At 72.6% G+C, this 24,440-nt stretch carries 21 protein-coding genes; 8 read left to right on the plus strand and 13 right to left on the minus strand.

Translation table 11 applies throughout. The features are described from left to right. Positions 1-98 precede the first annotated feature (98 nt). Positions 99-647, plus strand: coding sequence for an Rv3235 family protein (locus EDF21_RS16995; protein WP_233568356.1), 549 nt, complete (start codon positions 99-101; stop codon positions 645-647). A gap of 82 nt (positions 648-729) precedes the next feature. Here EDF21_RS16995 and secA read toward each other — a convergent pair whose 3' ends face one another. The 6 genes from secA to mtrA form a co-directional block, all read right to left on the minus strand. Further along, positions 730-3,576, minus strand: a complete 2,847-nt coding sequence (gene secA / locus EDF21_RS04385; protein ID WP_123570411.1) for a preprotein translocase subunit SecA — start codon at positions 3,574-3,576, stop codon at positions 730-732. 200 nt (positions 3,577-3,776) lie between these two features. After that, the gene (gene hpf, locus EDF21_RS04390) at positions 3,777-4,481 is read right to left on the minus strand and encodes a ribosome hibernation-promoting factor, HPF/YfiA family (protein WP_056046276.1); all 705 of its coding nucleotides are present in this window, start codon (positions 4,479-4,481) and stop codon (positions 3,777-3,779) included. Positions 4,482-4,598: 117 nt separating this feature from the next. Beyond that, positions 4,599-5,300, minus strand: a complete 702-nt coding sequence (locus tag EDF21_RS04395) for a ComF family protein (protein ID WP_158612855.1) — start codon at positions 5,298-5,300, stop codon at positions 4,599-4,601. A gap of 152 nt (positions 5,301-5,452) precedes the next feature. Next, positions 5,453-7,153 (minus strand): LpqB family beta-propeller domain-containing protein, encoded by a 1,701-nt coding sequence (locus EDF21_RS04400; RefSeq protein ID WP_148053627.1) that lies wholly within the window; start codon positions 7,151-7,153, stop codon positions 5,453-5,455. After that, on the minus strand, positions 7,146-8,918 hold the full coding sequence (gene mtrB, locus EDF21_RS04405; RefSeq protein WP_233568357.1) for an MtrAB system histidine kinase MtrB: 1,773 nt from the start codon (positions 8,916-8,918) through the stop codon (positions 7,146-7,148). Before mtrB ends, EDF21_RS04400 begins: the two co-directional genes overlap by 8 nt. 9 nt (positions 8,919-8,927) lie before the next feature. Further along, the gene (gene mtrA / locus EDF21_RS04410; RefSeq protein WP_056046282.1) at positions 8,928-9,608 is read right to left on the minus strand and encodes an MtrAB system response regulator MtrA; all 681 of its coding nucleotides are present in this window, start codon (positions 9,606-9,608) and stop codon (positions 8,928-8,930) included. Between the two features lie 149 nt (positions 9,609-9,757). Here mtrA and EDF21_RS04415 point away from each other — a divergent pair, with 149 nt between their 5' ends. The 5 genes from EDF21_RS04415 (at position 9,758) to EDF21_RS04435 (ending at position 15,107) form a co-directional block, all read left to right on the plus strand. Continuing rightward, on the plus strand, positions 9,758-10,972 hold the full coding sequence (locus EDF21_RS04415) for a hypothetical protein (RefSeq protein WP_123570413.1): 1,215 nt from the start codon (positions 9,758-9,760) through the stop codon (positions 10,970-10,972). Next, positions 10,969-11,607: a DUF4129 domain-containing protein gene (locus EDF21_RS04420; protein ID WP_123570414.1), complete on the plus strand. Its 639-nt coding sequence runs from the start codon at positions 10,969-10,971 to the stop codon at positions 11,605-11,607. Before EDF21_RS04415 ends, EDF21_RS04420 begins: the two co-directional genes overlap by 4 nt. After that, complete coding sequence (locus EDF21_RS04425) at positions 11,604-12,788, plus strand: DUF4350 domain-containing protein (protein ID WP_123570415.1); 1,185 nt, start codon at positions 11,604-11,606, stop codon at positions 12,786-12,788. The genes EDF21_RS04420 and EDF21_RS04425 overlap by 4 nt, the downstream gene beginning before the upstream one ends. Positions 12,789-12,858: 70 nt before the next feature. Further along, positions 12,859-13,812: a MoxR family ATPase gene (locus EDF21_RS04430; protein ID WP_056046296.1), complete on the plus strand. Its 954-nt coding sequence runs from the start codon at positions 12,859-12,861 to the stop codon at positions 13,810-13,812. 2 nt (positions 13,813-13,814) lie between these two features. Next, the gene (locus EDF21_RS04435) at positions 13,815-15,107 is read left to right on the plus strand and encodes a DUF58 domain-containing protein (RefSeq protein WP_123570416.1); all 1,293 of its coding nucleotides are present in this window, start codon (positions 13,815-13,817) and stop codon (positions 15,105-15,107) included. A 28-nt stretch (positions 15,108-15,135) separates the two neighbouring features. Here EDF21_RS04435 and EDF21_RS04440 read toward each other — a convergent pair whose 3' ends face one another. Further along, the gene (locus EDF21_RS04440) at positions 15,136-16,131 is read right to left on the minus strand and encodes a stage II sporulation protein M (protein ID WP_123570417.1); all 996 of its coding nucleotides are present in this window, start codon (positions 16,129-16,131) and stop codon (positions 15,136-15,138) included. Between the two features lie 18 nt (positions 16,132-16,149). Here EDF21_RS04440 and EDF21_RS04445 point away from each other — a divergent pair, with 18 nt between their 5' ends. Next, on the plus strand, positions 16,150-17,034 hold the full coding sequence (locus EDF21_RS04445) for an RDD family protein (RefSeq protein WP_123570418.1): 885 nt from the start codon (positions 16,150-16,152) through the stop codon (positions 17,032-17,034). A gap of 30 nt (positions 17,035-17,064) precedes the next feature. Here EDF21_RS04445 and EDF21_RS17000 read toward each other — a convergent pair whose 3' ends face one another. From EDF21_RS17000 to EDF21_RS04460, 3 genes are all read right to left on the minus strand, one after another. Continuing rightward, on the minus strand, positions 17,065-17,316 hold the full coding sequence (locus EDF21_RS17000; RefSeq protein ID WP_233568399.1) for a metal-sensitive transcriptional regulator: 252 nt from the start codon (positions 17,314-17,316) through the stop codon (positions 17,065-17,067). A 167-nt stretch (positions 17,317-17,483) separates the two neighbouring features. Continuing rightward, positions 17,484-18,905 carry a phosphomannomutase/phosphoglucomutase gene (locus EDF21_RS04455; protein WP_123570420.1) on the minus strand — a complete coding sequence of 474 codons (1,422 nt, stop codon included), beginning with the start codon at positions 18,903-18,905 and terminating at the stop codon, positions 17,484-17,486. Then, entirely contained in the window at positions 18,895-19,107 is a 213-nt protein-coding gene (locus EDF21_RS04460; protein ID WP_056046306.1) for a DUF3499 family protein, read from the minus strand. Before EDF21_RS04460 ends, EDF21_RS04455 begins: the two co-directional genes overlap by 11 nt. A gap of 71 nt (positions 19,108-19,178) precedes the next feature. Here EDF21_RS04460 and EDF21_RS04465 point away from each other — a divergent pair, with 71 nt between their 5' ends. After that, on the plus strand, positions 19,179-19,628 hold the full coding sequence (locus tag EDF21_RS04465) for a metallopeptidase family protein (protein WP_056046308.1): 450 nt from the start codon (positions 19,179-19,181) through the stop codon (positions 19,626-19,628). Between the two features lie 45 nt (positions 19,629-19,673). Here EDF21_RS04465 and EDF21_RS04470 read toward each other — a convergent pair whose 3' ends face one another. The 3 genes from EDF21_RS04470 to EDF21_RS04480 form a co-directional block, all read right to left on the minus strand. After that, on the minus strand, positions 19,674-21,089 hold the full coding sequence (locus EDF21_RS04470; RefSeq protein ID WP_123570421.1) for a DUF5719 family protein: 1,416 nt from the start codon (positions 21,087-21,089) through the stop codon (positions 19,674-19,676). Next, positions 21,082-23,913 carry a glycosyltransferase family 2 protein gene (locus EDF21_RS04475; RefSeq protein WP_123570422.1) on the minus strand — a complete coding sequence of 944 codons (2,832 nt, stop codon included), beginning with the start codon at positions 23,911-23,913 and terminating at the stop codon, positions 21,082-21,084. Before EDF21_RS04475 ends, EDF21_RS04470 begins: the two co-directional genes overlap by 8 nt. Before the next feature lie 167 nt (positions 23,914-24,080). Beyond that, entirely contained in the window at positions 24,081-24,413 is a 333-nt protein-coding gene (locus EDF21_RS04480) for a WhiB family transcriptional regulator (protein WP_173151170.1), read from the minus strand. Positions 24,414-24,440 lie beyond the last annotated feature (27 nt).

The raw sequence follows: 24,440 nt of genomic DNA on the forward strand, positions 1-24,440 counted from the left end.
ACCGCTTCTCCACAGACCGTCGAGTCGGTCTGGTTTTGCAATCTCACATGTCATATCTTCTAGTCATGCCCGGACGCACGTGAACAGGAAGACTGCCCATGCCCTCGAACCACCACGCCCTCGCCCTCGTCGAGCCCCAGGGGCCCACCGCACCACCTCGGCCGCACCTGAGACCCGTCCCGCCGCTCGCGGCGCCGGGCCCGACCGACCCCGGCCCCGGCGCTGGGCCTGCGGAGGGTCGACCGTCCGGTCCCCGACCCCTCGTCCGGACCGTCCCTCCGGCCGGCACCTCGTCCGGGTCCCCCTTTCCGGACGATCCGGACCTGCTCGTCGAGAACCTGGTCCGCTGCGTCCTCGAGATCCTGGCCGGGGCACGAGAACTCGACCAGGTCTCGCGGTGGGTCACCGAGGACGTCTACCGCACCCTGCACAAGCGGGTCGTCCTGGCCGCCCGGGCCCGGTCCGCACACGGCATGCGTGCTCGGCGACCGGTGTTCACGATCGGCGGCATCCGGTCGAGTTCGCCCGCCGACGGGGTGATCGAATCCGTCGTCGTCGTGCACGGCCGCGCTCGGAGCCGAGCGGTCGCCGTCCGACTCGAGACCTACGACAGCCGGTGGAGAGCAGCGGCCGTGCACGTGCTCTGAGGGTCGGCCCGGTCACCGCCGACGGACGACGCGCCCCCGAGCCAGGCTCGGGAGCGCGTCGATCGTCGTTCGGACGACTCGGTCAGCGGGTCTTCTTACCCGCCGCTCGGCGATCGGCCCGGTTCACCGGAGCCTCGCCGCCGGCGGTCTTCTGGCCGAAAGCGCCGACCTTGCCGTCGTCAGCCTGACGTGCCGCCGGACCACCGGAGGCACGAGCAGCCGCGATCTCGGGCGAATCGGAACGCTCGGCTTCGTCCTGTGCCTTCTGGGCCTTCGCGGTCGCACCCTTCTCGAGCTGACCGCGCTGGTTGCGCACCTCGACCTCGCCGTCGATGTTGGGAGCCGAGTAGGCCAGCTGGGCCTGCGGTTGCTTCTCGGCCTCGAGACCCTTGGCCGCGATGACCGGTGCCTCGGTGGCGCCGACCTGGCCCTGCACCTCGACCTCGAGGTTGAACAGGAAGCCCACGGTCTCTTCGCGGATCTGGCCCATCATGCTCTGGAACAGGGCGTAGCCCTCACGCTGGTACTCGACGAGCGGGTCTCGCTGGGCCATCGCGCGGAGACCGATGCCGTCCTTCAGGTAGTCCATCTCGTAGAGGTGGTCGCGCCAGCGACGGTCGATGACCGACAGCACGACCCGACGCTCGAGTTCGCGCATGGCGGGCTCGCCGAGGGTCTCGGTGCGCGCCTCGTAGGCGACCTTGGCGTCGGAGAGGATCTCCTGCCCGAGGAACGCCCGGGTCGCCTTGCCCTTCGAGCCGGCCTCGGTGATGACCTCGTCGATGGTGATCGAGATCGGGTACAGGGTGCCGAGTTCGGTCCAGAGGGCGTCGAGGTCCCAGTCGTCGGGGCTGCCGTCACCCGTGTGCTGGTCGATGACCTCGTTGACGACGTCCTCGAGGAACTTCTGGCTGCGGTCCTTCAGGTCGTCGCCCTCGAGGATGTGGCGACGGTCCCCGTAGATCGCCTCGCGCTGACGGTTGAGGACGTCGTCGTACTTGAGGACGTTCTTGCGGATCTCGGCGTTGCGCGACTCGACCTGCGACTGGGCCGAGCGGATGGCCCGCCCCACGATCTTGTTCTCGATGGCGAGGTCGTCGGGGACGTTGCCGCGACCCATCAACGACTCGGCGGCGCCCGAGTTGAACAGGCGCATCAGGTCGTCGGTCAGCGACAGGTAGAAACGGCTCTCACCGGGGTCGCCCTGACGACCCGACCGACCGCGAAGCTGGTTGTCGATGCGACGCGACTCGTGGCGCTCGGTGCCGAGGACGTACAACCCGCCGGCGTCGATGACCTTGTCGGCCTCTTCTTGCACGGCGGCCTTCTGGGCGGCGAAGACGTCGTCCCACGCGGCCTCGTACTCGTCGGGGGTGTCCACCGGGCTGAGCCCCTTGGCGTTCATCTCGGCGACGGCGAGGAACTCGGCGTTGCCGCCGAGCATGATGTCCGTTCCGCGACCGGCCATGTTGGTGGCGACGGTCACGGCGCCGGCGCGACCGGCCTGGGCCACGATGGCGGCCTCTCGAGCGTGGTTCTTGGCGTTGAGCACCTCGTGTTTGACGCCCTTCTTGGCGAGCAGTCGCGAGAGGTACTCGCTCTTCTCGACGCTGGTCGTGCCGACCAGCACGGGCTGGCCCTTCTCGTGCCGCTCGACGATGTCTTCGACGACCTGGTCGAACTTGCTCGTCTCGTTCTTGTAGACGAGGTCGGTCTGGTCGATGCGCTGCATCGGACGGTTCGTCGGGATGGGCACGACACCGAGCTTGTAGGTGCTCATGAACTCGGCGGCCTCGGTCTCGGCCGTACCGGTCATGCCGGAGAGCTTCTTGTAGAGGCGGAAGTAGTTCTGGAGGGTGACCGTCGCGAGGGTCTGGTTCTCGGCCTTGACCGTAACGCCCTCTTTCGCCTCGATGGCCTGGTGGATGCCCTCGTTGTAGCGGCGACCGCTGAGGATGCGACCCGTGTGCTCGTCGACGATCAGGACCTCGCCGTTGATGACGACGTAGTCCTTGTCGCGCTTGAACAGCGCGTCGGCCTTGATGGCGTTGTTGAGGAACGAGATGAGCGGGGTGTTCGCCGACTCGTACAGGTTGTCGATGCCGAGGTAGTCCTCGACCTTCTCGATGCCGGGTTCGAGGACCCCGACGGTGCGCTTCTTCTCGTCGACCTCGTAGTCGGTGCCCGCGACGAGGCGCCGGGCGACCGTGGCGAACTCGGTGAACCACCGGTTGGCCTCGCCCGACGACGGGCCCGAGATGATCAGCGGCGTGCGGGCCTCGTCGATCAGGATCGAGTCGACCTCGTCGACGATCGCGAAGAAGTGGCCACGCTGCACCATGTCCTGCGCCTGCCAGGCCATGTTGTCGCGGAGGTAGTCGAAGCCGAACTCGTTGTTGGTGCCGTACGTGATGTCGGCGGCGTACATCTCGCGACGCTCGGCCGGGGTCTGGCCCGACAGGATGCACCCGGTCGTCATGCCGAGCGCCCGGAAGACGCGCCCCATGAGCTCGGACTGGTAGCTGGCGAGGAAGTCGTTGACCGTGATGACGTGCACGCCGCGCGACGCGATGGCGTTCAGGTACGCCGCCGTGGTGGCGACGAGCGTCTTGCCCTCACCGGTCTTCATCTCGGCGATGTTGCCGAGGTGCAGGGCCGCGCCACCCATCAGCTGCACGTCGAAGTGCCGGAGGCCCAGGGTGCGCTTGGACGCCTCGCGGACGGCAGCGAAGGCCTCGGGCAGGAGGTCGTCGAGCGACTCACCCGACGCGTACCGCTCGCGCAGCTCGACGGTCTCGTTGCGCAGCTCGTCGTCGGTGAGGGTCGTGAAGTCGTCCTCGAGCTCGTTGACCGCCTTGGCGTAGGCCTTCAGCTTGCGCAGCGTGCGGCCCTCGCCGACGCGGAGGACCTTCTCGAGGACGTTGGCCACTGGTGTGCTCCCATGTGTTCGGTCGAACCCGCGGAACGCTCCGCGGTCTCGCTGAGGTGATCCGCATCGGAGCACCGAGGTGTCGAAGGTCCGTCCTGGACCGGCCCACGATCGTAGCAAGCGTAGTGGCCGACCCCCTGGGAGGCGACAGGGACGTGCCCGCGCCTCCCGGGGTGTCGGCCACCCGGTGGGTCAGGAGGTCAGCTCGCCAGACCCGCCCGCAGGGCCGTCGCCGTCTCTTGCAGGTCGGGCGAGTCCTGGTCGAGCCCGATCACGCCGTAGTCCCAGCCCTTGCGGCGGTACACGACGCTCGGACGCTCGGTCTCGGCGTCGATGAAGAGGTAGAAGTCGTGGCCGACGAGCTCCATGTAGTAGAGCGCGTCGTCGACCGACATGGGCGTCGACGCGAAGACCTTCTCGCGGATGACCACGGGGCAGTACTCCTCTTCGAGTTCGTCGGCGGGGGCCTCGTCGCCCACCACCGTCACGGCCCCGGTGCGGACCTGGTCGAGCGTCTCCGCCGCGGCGGGGGTGACACCCACGCCGCTGAAGTCGGCCGTGGCCGCCTCGCGCAGCGACGTCGGTCGGTGTTGCCCGCGATGGATCTTCTGCCGGTCCTTCGCCCGGCGCACCCGTTCGAGGAGCCGACCGATCGCGAGGTCGAACGCCGCGTACTTGTCGGCGGCCGTGGACTCGGCCCGCACGAGGGGGCCGGGGCCGATCAGCGTGATCTCGACCCGGTCGTCGCCCGCCTGCCCACCGGACTTCTCGTGGTGCCGCGACACCTTGACCTCGAGGGCGAGGGCCTTCGTGGCCAGCGCGGCGACCTTGTCTGCCTTCTCGGTGGCGTACTCGCGGAAACGATCGGTGATGCCGACGTTTCGACCCGTGACGGAAATTTCCATGACGACCTCCTGTGGCTATCGACGTGCCGCCTGTCAGCCAGGCGGATGTCCTTTCACGCCTTTCGCCCCACCGTAGCCACCCGGACACCCCCGTGTCACGCACCGTTCACCGTTCGCTCAGGGGCGACCGGCGCCCGAGCCCGACGGGGTGGCGGCCACGCACGCCGCACCGACCACGATCGCGCCCCGGGCGACCAGCGCACGACGCGCCTCCTGGAGGGTGCCCCCGGTCGTCACGACGTCGTCGACGAGGACCACCTGCGACCCCGTGAGATCGCGGGGGGCGCGGAGGCTGCCCTCGCGGTCCCTCAGACGCTGCTGTCGGTCGCGGCCCTTCTGTCCGCCGCCGGCCCGCGCCGTCGGCACGAGGACGCGCGAGCCCACCACGAGACCGAGCCGACGCAGCACCAGGTCGACCGGGTCGTAGCCCCGCCGACGCCGCCCCCGTCGTGACGCCGGCACCGGGACGACCAGCAGCGACCGATCGCCCGGGCGCGCGTCCCCGTCGGGTGCCCCCTCGGCCCTCACCTGACCGGCGCAGGACCGGAGAGCGGCACCGAGAGCCGGGGCGAGCACCTCGGCCAGGCGCACGCGTCCGCCGTTCTTGAAGGCCAACACGACGCCCCGCGCCTCGAAGGCGTAGACGAGTCCGGCGAAGACGGTCAGCCCGTCGGGGAGGTCGATCCGGACGACCTCGGGGACGAGCCGGCCCCGGCAGTCGCCGCACAGGCCGACGTCCGGGGTGTGGCAGCCCGCGCACGAGACGGGCGACACGACGGACAGCGCCTCGCGGACGGCCCGCACCAGGGCGTCCCTCACCGGGGTGTCCCGCGCATCGACGGCGGGACGGGGACGGGGCGACCGGGGCACCCCGACAGCGTGGACTCCCCCGGGTGCGCACACCGCGCCTCCGTCGTCGGAGGAGGACGACCGACCCACCACCTGCCCTGGGGAGGAGGCGACCCGGGGCGTCAGCGCTGGGTCGCCACCAGGTCGGCCGTCAACCCCGTGGCCTGCCAGCTGCTGCCCCGGGGTTCGAGCACGTCGCCGTCGGCACCCAGCAGCAGCAGTCGGTCGAAGCCGTTGCCCCCGACGATCGCGACCGCCTCGCCCGACGGACGGCCGGCGCTCGAGGAGTCCCCGCCGACCTCGGACATCGTCACCCGTGACGACTCCCCGACGGTGGTCAGGACGGCGATGGTCAGTTGGTCGGCCCAGGTCGCGTCGACGGGGGCGCCGTCCGGAGCCGACAGTTCGAGGGTCGGGCCCAGCCGGAGCGGGACCCCGTCGGCGTCCCGCACGACGGCGGCCACGAGGAGGCGCGACTCGCCCTGGTCGTCGAGCAGCAGCAACGCGCGGGTGCCGTCGCGCGAGATGCGGAAGGTGGTGACGCTCGGCCCCGCCGGCAGCGACGTCACCACCGGGTGGGGCGTGCCGTCGAGGGCGTAGGCCGTGAGGCTCGTCGGGTCGTCGGCGACGAGCGACCAGACGAATCCCGCGTCGTCGAGCGAGGGGGCGACGAGTCCGGTCCGGGCGTCGACCAACCGGGCTCCTCCCTGAGAGGTGACCGCGTATGCGCCCGACGAGGTGCCGACGGCGGCGGTCGTCTGGTCTGCGGACAGCTCGACCGACCGGGGGCGGAGCGCCTCCACCGCGTCCGAGAGGCCCGGGAGCCGGCTCGTGGCGCTCGTGGTGGCGAATCCCAGCACGCCGTCGGCCAGCACGAGGGGCCGGGCGTCGACCGCGGGGTCGCGCACCGGCACGGGCTGCTGCATGGCCGGCACGGTCAGAGGCGCGCCCTCGACGCTGAGCTCGACGGCGGTCACGGTCGCGAGGGTCGAGAAGCTCGCCAGCAGCTGCGCCTGCATCCGGGCCCGGGCGGCGGGGGTCGCCTCGAGGGCGTCGGCGGTGAGGTCGACGCGGGCCGTCCCGTCGTCGACCGTGATGGCCGTCAACGACAGCTGGGTGCCCTCGGGGAAGGCCGAGACGACGGCACCCTGCAGCCAGTCCGACGGTCCGTCGAGCAGGGCCGTCGCGAGGCGCGTGCTCGTCGACGACCGTGCGAGGAACCACCGCTCGTCGGGCACGAGATAGGTGAAGGTGGGGTCGTAGAAGTAGGCGGCGTGCGACCGAAAGACCGAGTCGAACGTGGCCGGCGAGAGGACGATGCCGTCGGGGGCGTCGCTGATGCGCCACTCGCCGCCCTCGCGGACGAAGGAGAACGCCAGGGACGTCGTCGTGGAGGACGTGGCCGGCGTGTAGTGCCCCGCCGAGTCGACCGTCGCCGAGCCCACGAACGCGTAGTCGAGCGTCGACTCCCCGACCCGCGAGGTCGACCCGACCCCGGGCCTGATGGTGACGCTGGCCCGCGGCTCCCACTCGTCGGCGAAGCCGGCGCTGAGGAACTGCCGGGCCACCCCGTAGTTGTCCTGGGACCCGGTGCCCGCCGAGAGGAAATCGCGCAGCAGCCTCTCTTGCGAACTGCCGGCGACCGGCCCGTTGGGCCGGAACACGAAGTCGCTGACCACGTCGTCGCTGACGGTGTCGCCCTGCTGCACCTGACCGGCGTCCGGGATGCCGACGCACCCGGTCAGGGTGATCGCGGCGCCCACGAGGACCGCCAGCACCACGGACCGGCGGCCCCGCCGGGCGTTCCGTCGTGGGTCAGTCATCGTCGGCACCCCCCGCCGACCGCGACGGGATCGGCACGCCCGGCGTCTCGGCCACCGGGACCGAACCCGACCACGGTTCGCCCGTCACCGGCACGGTCGTCTCGCCCCGACGGTCCGGCGGCACGACCGGCAGGGGCGCCCCCTCGATGCGACCGCCCGCCACGCGGGGCAGGGTGACGACGAATCGGCTGCCCGAGCCCGGCTCGGACCAGACCTCGAGCCGGCCGCCGTGCAGGGCCGCGTCCTCGAGGCTGATCGCCAGGCCCAACCCGGTGCCCCCGATGGTGCGCTTGCGAGAGGGATCGGCCCGCCAGAACCGGTCGAACACGCGCGAGGCATCGGCCGGGCTCATGCCCACACCGTGGTCGCGGACGGCCACCGCGACGGCCGTGGCGTCGCTGTCGACCTCGACCTCGATCGGCCGCCCCTCGCCGTGTTCGATGGCGTTGCCCAGCAGGTTGCGCAGGATGCGGCGCAGCCGCCGCGGGTCGATCTCGGCCTCGAAGTACCCGCCCCGGGCGACGACCGAGACGACGCTGCCGGACCCGGCGGCGAGCGGCCCGAACTCGTCGACACCGTCCTCGACGAGACGGACGACCGTGACGGGCTCGGTGTCCAGCTCGACGGCACCGGCGTCGAACCGCGAGATCTCGAGCAGATCGGCGAGGAGCAGCTCGAACCGGTCGACCTGGGTGTGCAGCAGCTCGGCCGTCCGGGCGGCCGAGGGCGTGAACGACGTGCGCTGGTCGTAGAGGACGTCGCCGGCCAGCCGGATCGTGGTCAGCGGCGTGCGCAACTCGTGCGAGACGTCGCTCACGAAGCGTTGCTGGACGCGCGACAGCTCGGCCAGCTGCGAGATCTGGCGCTGCATGGCGTCGGCCATCCCGTTGAAGGAGCGCCCGAGCGTGGCCACGACGTCCTGCCCCTTCTCGGGGATGCGTTCTTCCAGGTGGCCGGCCGCGATCTTCTGGCTGGTCTCGGCCGCTGTGCGGATCGGCCCCACGACCAGGCGGACGACGAGGTAGGTGATCGCCGCGATCAACAGCACGAGTGCCAGCGAGCCGATGCCGAGGGTCCGTTGCATGAGGTCGAGCGTGGCCTGCGCGTCGCTGAGGTCGTAGACGAGGTAGAGCTCGTACTGGCCCGCGGTGGGCACCTGCAGGGTCGAGCCGACCGCGATGCCCGGCGAGCCCCCGCCCTGCGAGGTCGGAGGGAGCGACACCGACTGCATCGAGAGACGCTCGTCGTCCGCCGCCACCGCCTCGCGGAGGGCCGGCGAGATCACGGAGTCGGGGAAGTCGGGGCTGGCGATGTTCTGGATGGTCTGCGGGCTGTTCTGCCCCGGCGTCCGGAGGATCGCGATGCTCGTTCCGCCCGGGCTCGAGGTCGAACCCAGGATGGCGGTCTGGGCCTCGTTCTGCAGCGCGTCGAGCTCGACCTGGTTGGCGTCCTCGGTGGCGGTGGCCGAGTCGAAGATGTTCTGCGCGAGGAGCGTCGCCCGGACGCTCTCGGCCTCGACCTGCTCCCGGCGCTGGTCGTAGAGGCTCGTGCCGATCGTCACCGAGATGAGCGTGCCGATCACGGTCACGGCGACGGTCGACAGCACCACCGTGAGCGCGACGGTGCGGAACGACAACGACGACCGCCAGAAGCCGACCACCCGGGTCGGCCACGTGCGCCACGCCGGTGCCCGCCACGACCACGGTCCGCCCGAGCGGACGGGCCCGCCCTGGTCGGGCCCCGCGACCGTCGACACGAGCGCCACCCGACCGGGCTACGAACCCGCGCCGGCGCGGTACCCGACGCCGCGCACGGTCGTGACGATGCGGGGCGCGTCCGGATCGTGCTCCACCTTGGCGCGAAGCCGCTGCACGTGCACGTTCACCAGACGGGTGTCGGCTTTGTAGTGGTAACCCCAGACCTGTTCGAGCAGCATCTCGCGCGTGAAGACCTGCTGCGGCTTCGAGGCGAGCGCGAGCAGCAGCTCGAACTCGAGCGGGGTCAGGGCGATCGGGGTGTCACCGCGCCGCACCTCGTGCGCGGCGACGTCCAGGCGGAGGTCACCCACCGTGAGCACGTCGTTCGTGGGCTCGGTGGCCGGGCGGAGCCGGGTGCGGATGCGCGCGACGAGTTCTTTCGGGTTGAACGGCTTGACCACGTAGTCGTCGGCCCCGCTCTCGAGACCGCGGACCACGTCGGCCGTGTCGCCCTTCGCCGTCAGCATGATGATCGGCACGCCGCTCTCGGCCCGGATGAGGCGACAGACCTCGATGCCGTCGAGGCCGGGCAGCATCAGGTCGAGCAGGACGAGGTCGGGTGAGGCCTCGTGGAACGCCTCGAGGGCGGCCGCGCCGTCGCCGCAGAAGTGGGGGTCGAACTCGTCGGCGCGAAGGACGATGCCGATCATCTCGGCGAGCGCCGGGTCGTCGTCGACCACGAGGATGCGCGGGTTCATGTTCTCCGTCTGGGCTGGGCCGCTCGGGAGGCGGCACGTCAGGACAGATTAGTGCAGGAGGCGCTCGTCGGCTGGCAGCGCCCGGTCCGGTGTGGAAACATGAACACACTCGTGAGGACGACCTCACGGTCAGGACGACCAGGGGGACCATGAGCGATCCGAACGCCTGGAGCACACCGGGGGGCGACACGTCCCCGCCGCGCTGGGGCGAGCGCGTCGACCCCACGTCACCCGGCCCCCTCCCCGCGGGGCCCGTCCCGGGGGCCGCCCCGGGCGGCACCACCCCGCCGGCACCCGGCTGGGCTCCGCCGCCGAAGCCGGGCCTCGTCCCGCTGCGCCCCCTCACCTTCGGCGAGATCCTGGGCGCCTCGTTCCAGGTCTTCCGCCGCAACCCACGGACCACGTTCGGCACGGCCCTGCTGTCGCAGGTCGTCCTGCTCGTGGTGACCGTGGTGATCACCGGCGGCAGCGCCTTCCTCGCCTTCGGACGCGTCGAGCAGGCCCTCCCCCGGGACCGTGACGCGGTCCTTGCCGGCGCCGTCGCCGTCGTCGCCGCGTCGGCCCTCGTGCCGATCGCCCTGCAGGTGATCGTCACGGCCCTGTTGCAGGGGCTCTTCGTGCTCGAGACCTCGCGGCAGACGCTCGGGGAGAAGCTCCGACTCGGCGGCCTCTGGGCGATGGCCAAGGGCCGCGTCGGCACGCTCGTCGGGTGGTCCGCCCTGCTCACGGTCGCCTACGTCGTGGCGCTGGCGCTCGTGGCCGGCGTCGTCGTCGTCGGCGTGGCCGTCGGCTCCGGGCCGAGCATCGCCGTCGGCGTCGTGCTCGCGGTCCTCCTCGGCCTGGGCCTCCTCGTCCTCGGCGTGTGGCTGACCGTGAAGACTGCCCTCGTGCCGAGCGCCATCATGCTCGAACGGCTGACGCTGGGCGCGGCCGTGAGGCGCTCGTGGTCGCTGACCCGCGCCTCCTTCTGGCGGACCTTCGGCGTGATCGCCCTGGTGTTCCTCATGGTCCAGGTCGCGTCGCAGGTCGTCGCGACGCCGTTCTCGGTGCTGTTAAGCGTGTTGACGGGCACGCTCGCGCCGACGGGGGACGTGACCGACCCGACCTTCCTGGCCCTCACGGCGGGCACCTACGCCGTCACCCTCGGCATCACGGCCGTCATCGGCGCGATCGGGTCCGTGCTGCAGGCGGCGTCGGCCGGCCTCGTCTACGTCGACCGACGCATCCGCACCGAAGGGCTCGACCTCGAACTCGTGCGCTACGTCGAGCGCGGCGGGCGGGCGGTCGGAGGACAGCCCGACCCGTACCGCACGCCCGAGGCCCCGGTCCCGCCGACGACGCACCCGGGAGCACCGCGCTGGTGAGCCCGCTGCCCTTCGCCGCCGGGCCTCCCCTGACCCCCGACGCCGACGACGCCCGGCGCGAGGTCCTGCGCGAGCTCACCGGGCCCGAGTACGTGGCGGCGCAGCCGTCCTGGCTCGACCGTGCGGCGCAGGCGTTCTGGGACTGGCTGGGGTCGATCCGGTTCGGAGGGACCGAGGGGGCGCCGGCGGTCGCGTTGATCGTGCTGCTCGCGGTCGTCGTGGTGGTCGTCGTGGTCGTGCTGCTCGTCTACGGGGTGCCGCGACTCAACCGCCGGTCCGCGCGTGACCTCGCCCTCTTCGGCGACGACGACGTCCGTGACGCCGACGCCATGCGGGCCGCGGCCCGGGAGGCGGCCTCCCGGGGCGATATGACGCTCGCCGTCGCCGAGGCCTTCCGGGCGATCGCCCGTTCGCTGGCCGAGCGGGGCGACGTCGCGGTCTCCCCCGGCACCACCGCACGCGACGTGGCCCGCCGGGCGGGCGACGTCTTCCCCGACCTCCGGGCCGACTTCGCGGACGCCGCCACGGCCTTCGACGGCGTACGCTACCTCGACCGCCCGGGCACCGACGAGGACTACCGGGCCGTCACGGAGCTCGACCGGCGCGTCACCTCGTCCCGGCGGGTGCCCGCGTGACCGCCGCCGCACCGTCCGAGGCGCCCACCTCCGTCTCGACCCCCACCGTCGCGGTGTCGGTCCGACGTGCCCGGTTCTGGGTCGCACTCGCCCTCGTCCTGGCCCTCGGCGTCGGGGCGGCTCTCCTCGTGGGCTCGGGCTCGGGAGAAGGCCGCGCCCTCGGCCCCGCGAACGCCGCCCCCGGCGGGGCCAAGGCACTCGTCGAGGTGCTCGGTCGCCAGGGCGTCGACGTGACCGTCACGACCACCCTCGACGAGACCCTGGACCGACTCGGGTCCGGTGGCGGCACGCTCCTCGTCGACGACGCCTCGGGGTTCCTGGTCGGCGACCAGTGGGGGCGTCTCGTCACGGCGACCTCCCACCTCGTGCTCCCCGCCCCGGGGCCCGCCGCGCTCGACGCCGTGGCCGCGGGCGTCGCGTCGACCGGCCCGGTCGACGAGGGCACGGCCGGGCCCGCCTGCTCGTCACCGGCCCTCGCGCAGACGTCCCGGGTCGACGTCGCGGGCGTCGCGTACGACGTCGACGCCCCCGGCGCCGTCCGCTGCCTGCCGACCGACGACGGCTACGGGCTCGTCGAGCTGGAGGACGGCGACACGCGCGTGTCCGTCCTGGGAGCCACGGACGCCCTGACCAACGGCTCGATCGGGACGCATGACGACGCGGCCTTCGCACTCGCGCTGCTCGGCGGGTCCTCCGAGCTGACCTGGTACCTGCCCTCGGCCGGCGACCTGCCCGAGGGCGAGGGCACTCTCGCCACGCTGACGCCGTCATGGGTGTCGCCGTCGCTGGTCGTGCTCCTCCTGGCCGGAGTGGCCGCGATGGTGTGGCGGGGTCGACGCCTCGGAGCTCTCGTCGTCGAGCGGCTGCCGGTCACCGTCAAGGCCTCCGAGACCACCGAGGGGCGCGCCCGCCTCTACGAGCGCTCCGGGCAGCGCCGCCATGCCCTCGACCAGCTCCGCATCGGCACGCTCGGGCGACTCGCGCGCACGACGGGCCTGTCCTCGACCGCGTCGGTCGACGAGATCGTCGCCCGGGTGGCCGCACTGATCTCGGCCGACCCCCGGGGCCTGCGGCACGTGCTCGTCGACGCCGACCCGGTCGACGACCGCGAGCTCGTCGCGCTGAGCGACAGCCTGCTCGACCTCGAGGGTGCGGTCCGACGGGCGACGACTCCGTCGTGACCCGCCCCGCGCCTCCCCCGCCTCGTCCGATCGCCCCCGCATCGACCCCCACCCCGGAGAAGACCACCAGATGAGCTCAGAACTGCAGCAGACCTTCGCCCGAGTCCGAACCGAGGTGGGCAAGGCCGTCGTCGCCCAGGACGGTGCCGTGACGGGCCTGATCGTGACCCTGCTGGCCCAGGGTCACGCCCTGCTCGAAGGCGTCCCCGGCGTGGCCAAGACCCTGCTCGTGCGCGCCCTCAGCCACTCGCTCTCGCTCGACACCGCCCGCGTGCAGTTCACGCCCGACCTGATGCCCGGCGACATCACCGGATCGCTCGTGTACGACGCGAAGTCGGGCGAGTTCGAGTTCCGGGCGGGGCCGGTGTTCACCAACGTCCTGCTCGCGGACGAGATCAACCGCACGCCTCCCAAGACGCAGTCGGCGCTGCTCGAGGCCATGGAGGAGCGCCAGGTCTCGGTCGACGGCGTCAGTCGCGCGTTGCCGACCCCGTTCCTGGTCGCGGCCACCATGAACCCCGTCGAGTACGAGGGCACCTACACGCTGCCCGAGGCCCAGCTCGACCGCTTCCTGATGAAGCTCACGCTCGACCTGCCGCCGCGCGAGGCCGAGGTCGAGGTGCTCGGCCGTCACGCCGCCGGCTTCTCGCCCCGCGACCTGCGAGCCGCGGGCGTGACCCCGGTCCTCGGGCCCGACGACCTCGCCCGCGCCCAGGCGGAGGTGGCCCGGGTCGGTGCCTCCCCCGACGTGCTCGCCTACATGGTCGACCTGGCCCGGGCCACGCGCGAGAGCCCGTCGGTCAAGATCGGCGTGAGCCCCCGAGGGTCGACGGCCCTCCTCGCCGCCTCGAAGGCCTGGGCGTGGCTGACCGGCTTCGACCACGTCACGCCCGACCACGTCCAGGCCATGGCCCTGCCCGTACTACGACACCGCCTGCAGCTGCGGCCCGAAGCCGAGCTCGAGGGCGTCGACGCCGACGCCATCGTCCGCTCGGTGCTGCAGCAGGTCCGGGTCCCGCTCTAGCCATGGCGATCACCGGTTGGTTCGTGGCGCTCGTCGCGCTCGGCGTCGTGCCCGTCGTCCTGACGGGCAGCGGGTGGGCGATCGTCGGCTGGCTCGGCGTCGTCGCCGTGCTGACGGTGCTCGACGTGGCCCTCGCGGCGTCGCCCCGGTCGCTCACCATCCGGCGCGAACTGCCGGGGGCGATCCGTCTCGGCGAGAGCGCACCCGCCCGGCTGACCGTGGTGAACGACGGCCGACGCACGCTGCGCGGACTCGTGCGCGACGCATGGCAGCCGTCGGCCGGAGCGACCCCGACCCGCCGTCGCCTGTCCCTGCGTCCGGGGCGGGCCGCGACGCTCACCGTCACGCTGACCCCGTTCCGCCGGGGCGAACGCCGCGCCGACGGCGTCACCGTCCGCACGGTCGGTCCCCTGAGGCTCGCCGGTCGACAGGCGACGCACGAGGTGCCGGGCGCGGTCCGCGTGCTCCCGCGGTTCTCGTCGCGCAAGCACCTGCCGTCCCGTCTGACCCGTCTCCGAGAACTCGACGGGCGCACGAGCGTGATGATCCGCGGCCAGGGCACCGAGTTCGACAGCCTGCGCGAGTACGTGCGAGGGGACGACGTCCGCTCCATCGACTGGCGGGCGACCGCACGCCGCGACGACCTCGTCGTGCGCACCTGGCGGCCCGAGCGCGACCGTCGGGTGGTCGTCGTGGTCGACACGGGTCGGACGTCCGCGGCCCGCATCGACGACGAACCGCGGCTCGACACGGCCTTCGAGTCGGCACTGCTGCTCGGGGCGTTGGCCTCGCGGGCGGGCGACCGGGTCGACGTCGTCCTCTTCGACCGACGGGTCAGGGGTCGGGTGCAGGGCGCGACCGGGCCCGCCCTGCTCTCGTCGATGGTCGAGACCATGGCCCTCGTCGAGCCCGAACTGGTCGAGACCGACTGGGCCGCCGTGCCGGCCCTCGTCCGCTCGGTCACGTCCCATCGGGCGCTCGTCGTCCTCGCGACCACCGTCGACAGCCCCGGCGCCTCCCGCTCCTTGCTGGCGGCGATCCCCCAACTGACCCGCCAGCACCTCGTGGTCGTCGCGTCGGTCACCGATCCGGCCCTCGACGAGACGGTGGTGCGACGGGGCACCCGCGACGAGGTCTACCGGGCCGCCTCGGCCGAGCGGGCCCGACTCGACCAGGGCCGGGTCGCCGCCGCCCTGCGTCAGGTCGGCGCCGACGTCGTGACCGGAGCGCCGGCCGACCTGCCCCCCGCCCTCGCCGACCGCTACCTCGCGCTCAAGGCGGCCGGCCGCCTCTGACGCAGGCTCGGTGGCCGACGACGCGGGATCAGTCGGCCACGAGTTGTGTGGCCCCGGCCTCGAACTCGTCGAGGTCGCCGGTCTGTCCCGCCCGGTGGGCCCGTCCGCCGAGCAGCCACTGATAGGCCAGGAACCCCAGGAGGGCCACGGTGCCGATGCCGATCTTGATCGGCCAGGGCCAGGCCTGCCGGGTGACGAACCCCTCGATGACGCCCGAGACCAACAACGAGAGCATCAACCCGACCGCGATGGTCACGAGCGCGCGTCCGTCCTGGGCCAACGCCTGCCCCCGGGTGCGGGCACCGGGTGCCACCCACGACCAGAAGATCATCAGACCGGCCGCCCCGGCGACGAAGATGCTGTAGAGCTCGAGCTGACCGTGCGGAGCGATGTACAGGAAGAACTGGTCCAGCCGCCCCTGGTCGGCCATGAGCCCGGCCGAGATCCCGACGTTCATGGCGTTGCTGAGGATCGCGTAGGGCACCCACACCCCGGTGATGCCGAACGCCACGCACTGCGCGGCGATGTACGCGTTGTTCGTCCACACCTGGCCGGTGAACGACGTCGAGGCGCTCTCGGAGTAGTAGTTCACGAAGTCCTGCTCGGCGAACTGCCGGCGGAACTCCTCGCTGCCGAACGAGGCCAGCAGCGCGGGTGTGTTCGCGGCCCAGGTCGCGAACACGGCCGCGACGACCACCGTCACGAGCGTCAACACGAGCGACAGCCACCGCACGCGGTAGAGGGCGGCCGGCAGCTGCGCGACGAAGAAGGTCGGCAGTTGGCTGAACAGGTTGCGACCCGCGCCCGTGAACCGCAGGCGTGCTCGCGACAGGGTCATGGAGAGCCGGTCGGCCACGACCGAGTCGCCGGTGGCGGTCTTCAGCGCCGACAGTTGCCCGGCCCCCGACTGGTACAGGCGGACGAGTTCGTCTGCCTCGGGCCCGCTCAGTCGCCCGCGCCGGGCGAGGCGCTCGAGCTCGGCCCAGTCGTGGCCGTGGGCGGCGGCGTAGGCGTCGATGTCCATTCTGCTTAGATACTAGGCATGTCCCGCACGAAGGCACGAGGCGCCTCCCCGGTGGTGCTGCGACCCGACCAGGTCGAGGCCTTCACGGCGGGTGGGGACGAACTGGTCACGGGCGAGGCGGTCGCTCTCGACCTCCGACCGACGAGCTTCGTGTTGCGCGCGGCCGGGGTGCTCATCGACTACCTGGCCTACGCCCTGCTGCTCGTCGGTGCGTTGGTGCTCGTCTCGTTGCTGAACGACGGCGGGGTGCTCGACGACGCCCTGTCGCAGGCGTTCCTCGTGGCGTCGATCGCCATCTGCTTCATCGTCGTGCCGACAGTGGTCGAGACCGCGAGCCACGGGCGGTCCCTGGGCAGACTCGCCGTGGGCGCGCGCATCGTCCGCACCGACGGAGGGGCGATCGGCCTGCGCCACGCCCTCACCCGAGCGCTGGTGGGGCTGCTCGAGATCGTCTTCACCAGTGGCGGCCTGGCCGTCGTCGTCGCCCTGCTGAACGGCTCGTCGCGGCGTCTCGGCGACCTCATGGCCGGCACCTACAGTCGCAACGAACGCGTGCCCAAGGCCGCTCACGTGGTCTACGGCGTGCCGGCACACCTGCAGGGGTGGGCCGAGATCGCGGACGTCGGGCGCCTGCCCGACGGCCTGGCCCGTCGCATCGCGTCGTTCTTGCAGCAGGCGCCGCAGCTCTCCCCGGCCAGTCGTCGACGCGTCGCCGACGAGTTGGCGGCCGAGACCACGCCTTTCGTCTCGCCCGTGCCGTCCGGCGACCCGGAGTTCCTCCTGGCGGGCGTCTCGGCGCTCCGGCGTCGGCGTGAGTCCGCCGCCCTCGCTCGCGAGTCCGCGTTGCTCGACCGCCTCACCCCGGCGCTGACCGAGACGGTCCGGGGCTTCCCCCGGCGCTGACCCGCGTCGCCGTCGACCCCGGCCTCCGCGTCAGGACCGGACGAGCCTCGCGATCGCCGCCGAGGCCTCGCGGACCTTGGCGTCCGCGACGTCGCCTCCCTCTCGGGCCGCCTGGGCGACGCAGTGGGCGAGGTGGTCCTCGAGCAACTGGAGCGCCACGGTCTCGAGGGCACGGGTCGCGGCACTGACCTGCGTCAGGACGTCGATGCAGTACGTGTCGTCCTCGACCATGCGCTGGATGCCCCGCACCTGGCCCTCGGCGCGGCGGAGACGCTTGACGATCTGTTCCTTGTCGCCGCTGTAGCCGACGTGCGTCGCCGTCGCGTGCTCACCCTGCTGCGCCACCCGCGCCTCCTCGTGTGTCGTCCGGTCACGCCGTGTCGACCGGTCCCGCCAGGATACCCCCAGGGGGTAACCGCTCCGCCCGCTCGGCCGCACCCGGCCGACCATCAGCCGCGGATCAGCCCGAGCACGTCGTCGCGGACGCGCTCCATGCCGGCGGGCGTCGCCGCCTCGGCGTTGAGGCGCAGCAGCGGCTCGGTGTTCGACGGCCGGACGTTGAACCACCAGAACCCGTCGTCGGACGAACCGCTGACCGTGAGGCCGTCGAGCTCGTCGAAGTCCCCGACCCCGGTGTAGGCCTCGACGATGCGGGCGTACGCCGCCGGCACGTCGGTGACGGTCGAGTTGATCTCGCCGCTCGCCGCGTAGGGCGTGTACCGGTCGGTCAAGGTCGAGAGGGGCTCGGCTTGCGACCCGAACTCGGCCAGGACGTGCATGGCGGCCAACATGCCGTTGTCGGCGCTCCAGAAGTCGCGGAAGTAGTAGTGCGCCGAGTGCTCGCCCCCGAAGATCGCCCCGGTCGCCCGCATCTCGTCCTTGATGAGCGAGTGGCCGACGCGGGTGCGCACCGGCGTCGCGCCGGCTGCCTCGATGGCCTCGGGCACCGCGCGGGACGTGATGAGGTTGTGGATCACCGAGATCTCGACGTCGGGCTCGGCGGCCCGGACGCGCGCGATCTCGCGGACGGCGACGATCGCCGCCACGGCCGACGGGGTCACGGCGTCACCCTTCTCGTCGACGACGAAGCAGCGGTCGGCGTCGCCGTCGAACGCGAGGCCCAGGTCGGCCCCGTGCTCGAGGACGGCCTTCTGCAGGTCGACCAGGTTGGCCGGGTCGAGGGGGTTGGCCTCGTGGTTCGGGAAGGTGCCGTCGAGTTCGAAGTACAGCGGGACGATCTCGATCGGCAGCTCAGGCAGCCCGGCGGCCTCGCCCAGCACGGCCGGGACGGTGAGCCCGCCCATGCCGTTGCCGGCGTCGACGACGACCTTGATGGGCCGGATGCCCGCGAGGTCCACGAGACCGCGGAGGTATGCGGCGTAGCCCGGCAACGCATCGTGCTCCCGCACGGCGCCCGGCTCGGCGACGGCCTCGATGCCGTCGGCCAGGAACGAGGAGGCGCGGTCACGGATCGAGGACAGCCCCGTGTCGAGGCTGATGCCCTGGGCGCCGGCCCTGCTCATCTTGATGCCGTTGTAGGTGGCCGGGTTGTGGCTCGCGGTGAACATGGCCGCCGGGGCGTCGAGCGAGCCGGAGGCGAAGTACGACTCGTCGGTCGAGCACAGGCCGAGGGCGACCACGTTCGCACCCCGGGCCCGGGCCCCGCGGGCGAAGGCCTCGGCGAAGCCCGGCGAGGAGTCCCGCATGTCGTGACCCACGACCAGGTCGTGGCCGGCGCCGTCGATCTCGTCGGCGAAGGCCGCACCGAAGGCCTCGACCACCTCGTCGGTGAGCTGGGTGCCCACCAGTCCCCGGACGTCGTAGGTCTTGACGAAGGCGGTCAGGTCGACGGGGGCGTTCTCAGAGGTCATGACCCAAAACTACCCGGCGCAGGACCTCCCAGCCCTGCGGGACCGACAACGAGCCCGCGTGGCGGGCGCACAGGTCGTAGCCGTGCGGCTCGACGCGGTCGCTCAAGGGCCCGACCACGACCATCGAGTCGGCGTACACGTAGGTCAGCGTGGCGACGGCCTCGTCGTGGCACGTCACCTTGCTGCAGGGTCGACCGTTCATCTGCCCGACAGACTATCGCGAGGGTCCTCGGAGGCCGACCCGCGCCTCCTGGGCGGGCCTACGATGGGCTGATGAGCAGGCCCCGCCGCGCACGCGTCACCGACCGTTCCCGTCGGCGTGACCGCCATGGTCGCGGGCTGCGGTCGTCCGCCGCCGGGCCTCACCTGCCCTTCCTGCGGACGAGGGTCGACCTCTTCGACGACATCGTCGCCGCCACCGCCGACTACCTCCGCGAGGCGTGGCCCGACGAGCTCGCCGACACGTCGTTCGAGGTCGCCGGCCTCCCCGCCGAACCGGACCGCACCCGGGTCGAACGGTGGTCCGTCGACCGGGCCGCCGGCCGGGTCGTGCTGTACCGCCTGCCGATCGAACGGCTCGCCCCCTCGCACGACCGGCGGGGGGCGGCCGAGGACGAGTGGAACCACCGGGTGCTCGTCGAGGGCTACGTGTTCCGAGCCGTCGCGGACCTCCTCGGCAAGGACCCGTGGGAGCTCGCTCCCGACCGCTGGCGCGACGGCTGACGCGCGACGGGGTCGTCGGGGTCGTCGGGGCGTGTGCCCCCGACGTCAGGGGTAGACGGTCACCGGGGTGGACGCCGGCAGCGGCGAGGTCACCGGCCAGGCGGCGACGGCTCCGGGGGCCGAGAAGCTGACGCCCGCGCGCAGGTCGTCGGCGTTCCCGAGCCGGACGGCGTCGCCCCGTTGCACGTCGACGCCGACCGTCGACCCACCGGGTACCTCGACGTCCCGCTCGTCGCCGTCGCCCACCGTGACCTCGGCCGTGACGGCGTCCTGGCCCGGGTTGGCGAGCCAGAGGCGTCCGCCCTCGCCGTCGGGCACGACCACCTCGGTGTCACCGGAGAGACGGGGCGACGAGGCGGCCCAGCTGAGGTCGACGCCTCCCGCGTCCGCGGCGACCGTGGAGGTCCGGGCGGCCACGGCCACGGCCGTCGACGACCGGACGGTGGCCGTGTAGACGCCGTCCTCGAGCCCGTCGATCGGGACGTCGGTGACGCGCCCGCCTTCGACCCGGGTCTCGAACGAGGTGCCGGTGCCGTCGTCGGTGGCCAACGAGACGCTCAGCTGCGAGGGACCCTGGCCCGGGACGAGGACGCGCAGCACCGACTGGAGGTCGGAGGACGACGGGTCGGCGAGTGCTCCCTCGAGGTTGGCGGAGTCGCGGACGACGATCCCCGTGACGACCGACTCGCGAGACGGCGCGGCCGAGCCCGTCACGATGTCCACCCCACCCGGTTCGAGGGTGCGGACGACGCTCTGCTGGAGCGTGGCGACGATCTGCCCGCCGCGACTCGACACGTGGACGGCCGGCGAGACGAGTCCGGTCGCGAAGCCCGAGAGCGGGACCACCTTCTGGCTGCGGGGCGCGACGACGATCCCGTCGATTCCGGGGCCCTGCACCTCGCCGGTCTCGGAACGGATGTCGAGGTCGACGGTGGCGTTGACGTCGCTGGGGTTGACGAGGCTGATGAGCGACACGCGTCCCGTCTCGGTCGAGCCGCCGATCAGCCAGGTCGAGCTGGTGGGCTCGGTGCAGGGTGCCGAGGCGAAACCGCGCAGGTCGCCCTCGTCGACCGACTGGCTCTGGGCGGCCGCGACGAGGGGCACGTCGGTGCCCTCGACGAGTGCCGTGACCACGGACGGTCGCGAGTCGCTGCCGTCGGCACCGGCGAGCTCGTCGACGTCGACGTCGCCCTCGCTCGATTCCCGGGCCACGGCCGCTCGACCCACCGAACTGGCGGTCGTGGCCTGCTGCCCCTCGGCGTCCGAGAGCTGCAACAGGGCACCGGTGCAGACCCGCTGCTGGTCGACGGGCACGGGCGTCACGAGCTGCCCCGCCGGCACCGTCTCGAAGGAGGGGAGGCGGACGACCGTGGCACCGCCGACGACCGCGGCGGCGACGGCCAGACCGACGACGCCGACCGCGACGCGTCCCGTCGTGGAGAAGACCGATCGCTTATTCATCTCGCTCCTCGTCGAAGGTCGTGGCGGGCTGCTCGGCCTCGGGCGTCCCGGCCCGGGATCGACGTCGTCGCGGCGACGTCGGGATGGCGAGCAACAGGGCGGAACCGAAGACGAGTCCCCAGCTGATCAGGACGATCGGTCGCAGCGGTCCCGCAGCCGGACGCGCCTCGCGCTCGTCCTGCGCCTCCACGTAACGCCAGAGGAGGCCGTTGGACGTGTCACCCACCGGCAGGAAGTCGGCGTCGGCGTCGAGCGCCTCGCCCGCACGCTGGCCGAGTCGGTCGGCGTCGCCGTCGTCGTCGGTGGCCGTCAGCAACACGAACCCGACGCCCAGTCGACGCAGGTCGCCGGTCGGGTCGAAACCGCTGCGGCTGACGAGGTTGCCGGCCAGGACGGTGAGGTCCTCGTTGACCGAGGTGAGGCGTGGGGCGGTCGAGTCGAGCGTCGACTGGTCGTCGAGCGTCGCTCCTTGACCGTGCTCGAGGGACACGGCGAGCGAGCCGTCGGACTGGGGCGTGAGGACCAGCGTCCCGACGTCGGGTGTCGCCTCGGCCTCGGCGGTGACGTAGGCCGACAGGATGCGCCCCGAGCTCGGACGGACGTCGGCCACGGGGCCGAACGACGCGATCACGGTGGGGGCCGCAGCGGCGACCGCCAGCACGGCGACCAGGGCGCCGGCCGGCGGGGCGACCCGGGGCAGCCGGTCGAGGGTCACGGCCGCGGCACCGACGAGCCCCAACAGGTAGAGGCTCAGTCCGCTGCCGGCCCAGATCGTGGTCGTGTCGCTGCCGACGCCCGTGACGGACACGTGGGTCGCGGCGACGGCCGTCAGGTAGCCGAGCAGGGCGAGCGAGAGGGCGGGGACCGCGCGGCGCTGCGAGCCGACGAACGGTGAGGCCACGGCGAGCAGCGCCAACGGGGCGATCGCGACGGCGACCAGGACGGCGAGCGTGGCGGACGAGAACCCCGTCCCGGCGATCAGCGCCGTCCAGCCGTTGAGGCCCGTCTCGGGGGACGTGAGCAGCAGCTGCAGCGGTGAGGCCGGGTCCGACCTCGTGGGGACACCGGGGTCGGCGAACACGGCCCACCAGGTGCCCCGCTGCAGCTGGGCGACGACGAGGGGCGCGAAGAGGGCCAGCGCGGGCAGCGGCACCGCCACGAGGCGATGGGTGCCGCGGGGGCGGCTGACGATCGACCCGAGCCAACCGACGAGGAGGGCCGGCACGAGCGAGGGAGCGGCCGCCGCGACGACGGCGAACAGCAAGGAGGCGGTGGCCCCGGCCGTCCACGACCTCGCGGCCCCGATCATGGCCCAGACGAGGAACGGCAGCGCCACGTGCGCGAGGACGGCACCGAGGTGACCGGACTGCAGACCCGAGAGCAGCGGGGACGAGAGGGCGTAGAGCGCCGCGGCGACGGCCGGCACCCAGGTGCGGCGGGTCACGCGGCGGGTGGCGAACCACGCGCCCAGCGCGGAGAGCGGCAGGGCCACGAGGTAGACCCCGAGGACCGCGGTCGACGGCGACCAGGGCGTCAGGCTGCCGAGGACCGCGACGAGCGCGGCGAACGGGTCCGAGGGGCCGAGGAACCCGGTGCCGATCTCGCGCCAGCCGTAGCCCACCGACGACCAGAGCTGACCCACCGAGGTGCTGAGCGGCAGGAGTCCCCCACCCGTGACGGCCGGGTTGCCGAGCAGCGGCAGGAACGCCACCACACCGACGACGGCGGCGACCAGCACGACCCAGAGGCCGCCCGAGTGGACGAAGCTCGCCCGGGGGTCGGGTGCGTCCTCGACGCCGGCGACCTGTGCGTCACGTTCGGTGACCCGTCGTTCTCGGAGCATCGCGCGGGACGCGCGCAAGGGCTCCACCGAGCTCCAGCCGACGCTCTTGGTCCGGGCGAGGGCCCGACGAGCCGATCGCACGTGCGAGCCGCCGAAGGCAGCACGGAACGCGGTGGCGAACTCGCCCACCACGGCCCCCGGGTTCTTGGTGAGCAGGTGCCAGACGCTGCGCACGACCGCCAGCGGCACCAGGCTGAGCCAGTGCAGCGGCAACAGGGCGGGCGCCGAGTAGACGAGGCGCCGGTGCAGTTGGGCGGCACGGTGCAGGCGCGCCCGGCGGGCGTGCCCGACGGGCCCGTGGCCGAACTCCTCCGGCGGTCCGGCACTGTCGACCTTCGCGTCGGGCACGAGGACCACGCGGTGACCGGCGAGGCGGGCACGGATCGAGAAGTCGAGTGCGGCGTCGACGTGCGGCAGCGCGGGGTCGAAGCCGCCCAGGGCGGTCCAGACCGTGCGACGGACGAGCATGCCCCCCGCCGCGACGCCGAGCACGTCGTCCGTGACGTCGTGCTGGCCCTGGTCGAGTTCGTTCTCGACGCGGGCGAGCGAGGCGCCGTACCGGGTGACGGTCTCGCCGAACTCGGCGATGACACCGGGCTGGCCCCACCGCATCAGCTTGGGGCCCGCGACCGCGACGGAGGGCGACACCTCGACGGTCGTCATGAGGCGCTCGAGCGCCTCGGGCGCGGGTGCGTTGTCGTGCCCGAGCAGCCAGACCCACTCGTCGGGGTCCCCGTCGCCCGGGTCGGAGAGTCGCACGCCGTGCGCGGCGGCGGCGCCGAACGTCTTCGCGTCGGGAAGCGAGGCCAACTGGGCGGCGCCGCTCAGCGACAGCCGACCCGCGGCCGAGTCCTTGCCGCCCGTGTCGACCACCACCAATGCCTCGGGGGGCCGCGTCTGACGCGACAGTCCGTCGAGGGTTCGGTCGAGGTAGGTCGCTCCACCAGGGGCGACGAGGATCGCTGTGACTCTCGGCTGCATGACTCGTGAAGCCTAGGTCGCACCGGCGCGGGCACCGGCTCGGCGCGCCGACGCGACGGGCGAGACGTGACGACCCGCGCCTCCTGGTCCCCGCGACCTCGGGCCATCACGACGGAACGGCACCGACCCGGAGGGGTCGATGCCGTCGGAAGCCGAGGAGGCGCGGGTCAGGCCCGCTTGCGGAGCTTGCGACGCTCGCGCTCGGACAGCCCGCCCCAGATGCCGAAGCGCTCGTCGTTCTGCAGGGCGTACTCGAGGCACTGGGCCCGGACGTCGCAGGAGGCGCAGATCTTCTTGGCGTCGCGCGTGGAGCCGCCCTTCTCGGGGAAGAACGCCTCGGGATCGGTCTGGGCGCAGAGCGAGTCCGCCTGCCAGGCCAGCTGGTTCTCGTCGTCGGCGACGATGGTGCGCGACGACGATCCGATGCCGGGGACGCCCAGCTGGATCGGGTCGACGTGCCAGTCGTCCGGGACGCCGGCGCGGTTCTCGTGGATGCCCACAGCGCATCTCCCCTCGTGTCGATCGCC

The sequence above is a fragment of the Frigoribacterium sp. PhB118 genome (genome assembly GCF_003751725.1).
Taxonomy (GTDB): Bacteria; Actinomycetota; Actinomycetes; order Actinomycetales; family Microbacteriaceae; genus Frigoribacterium.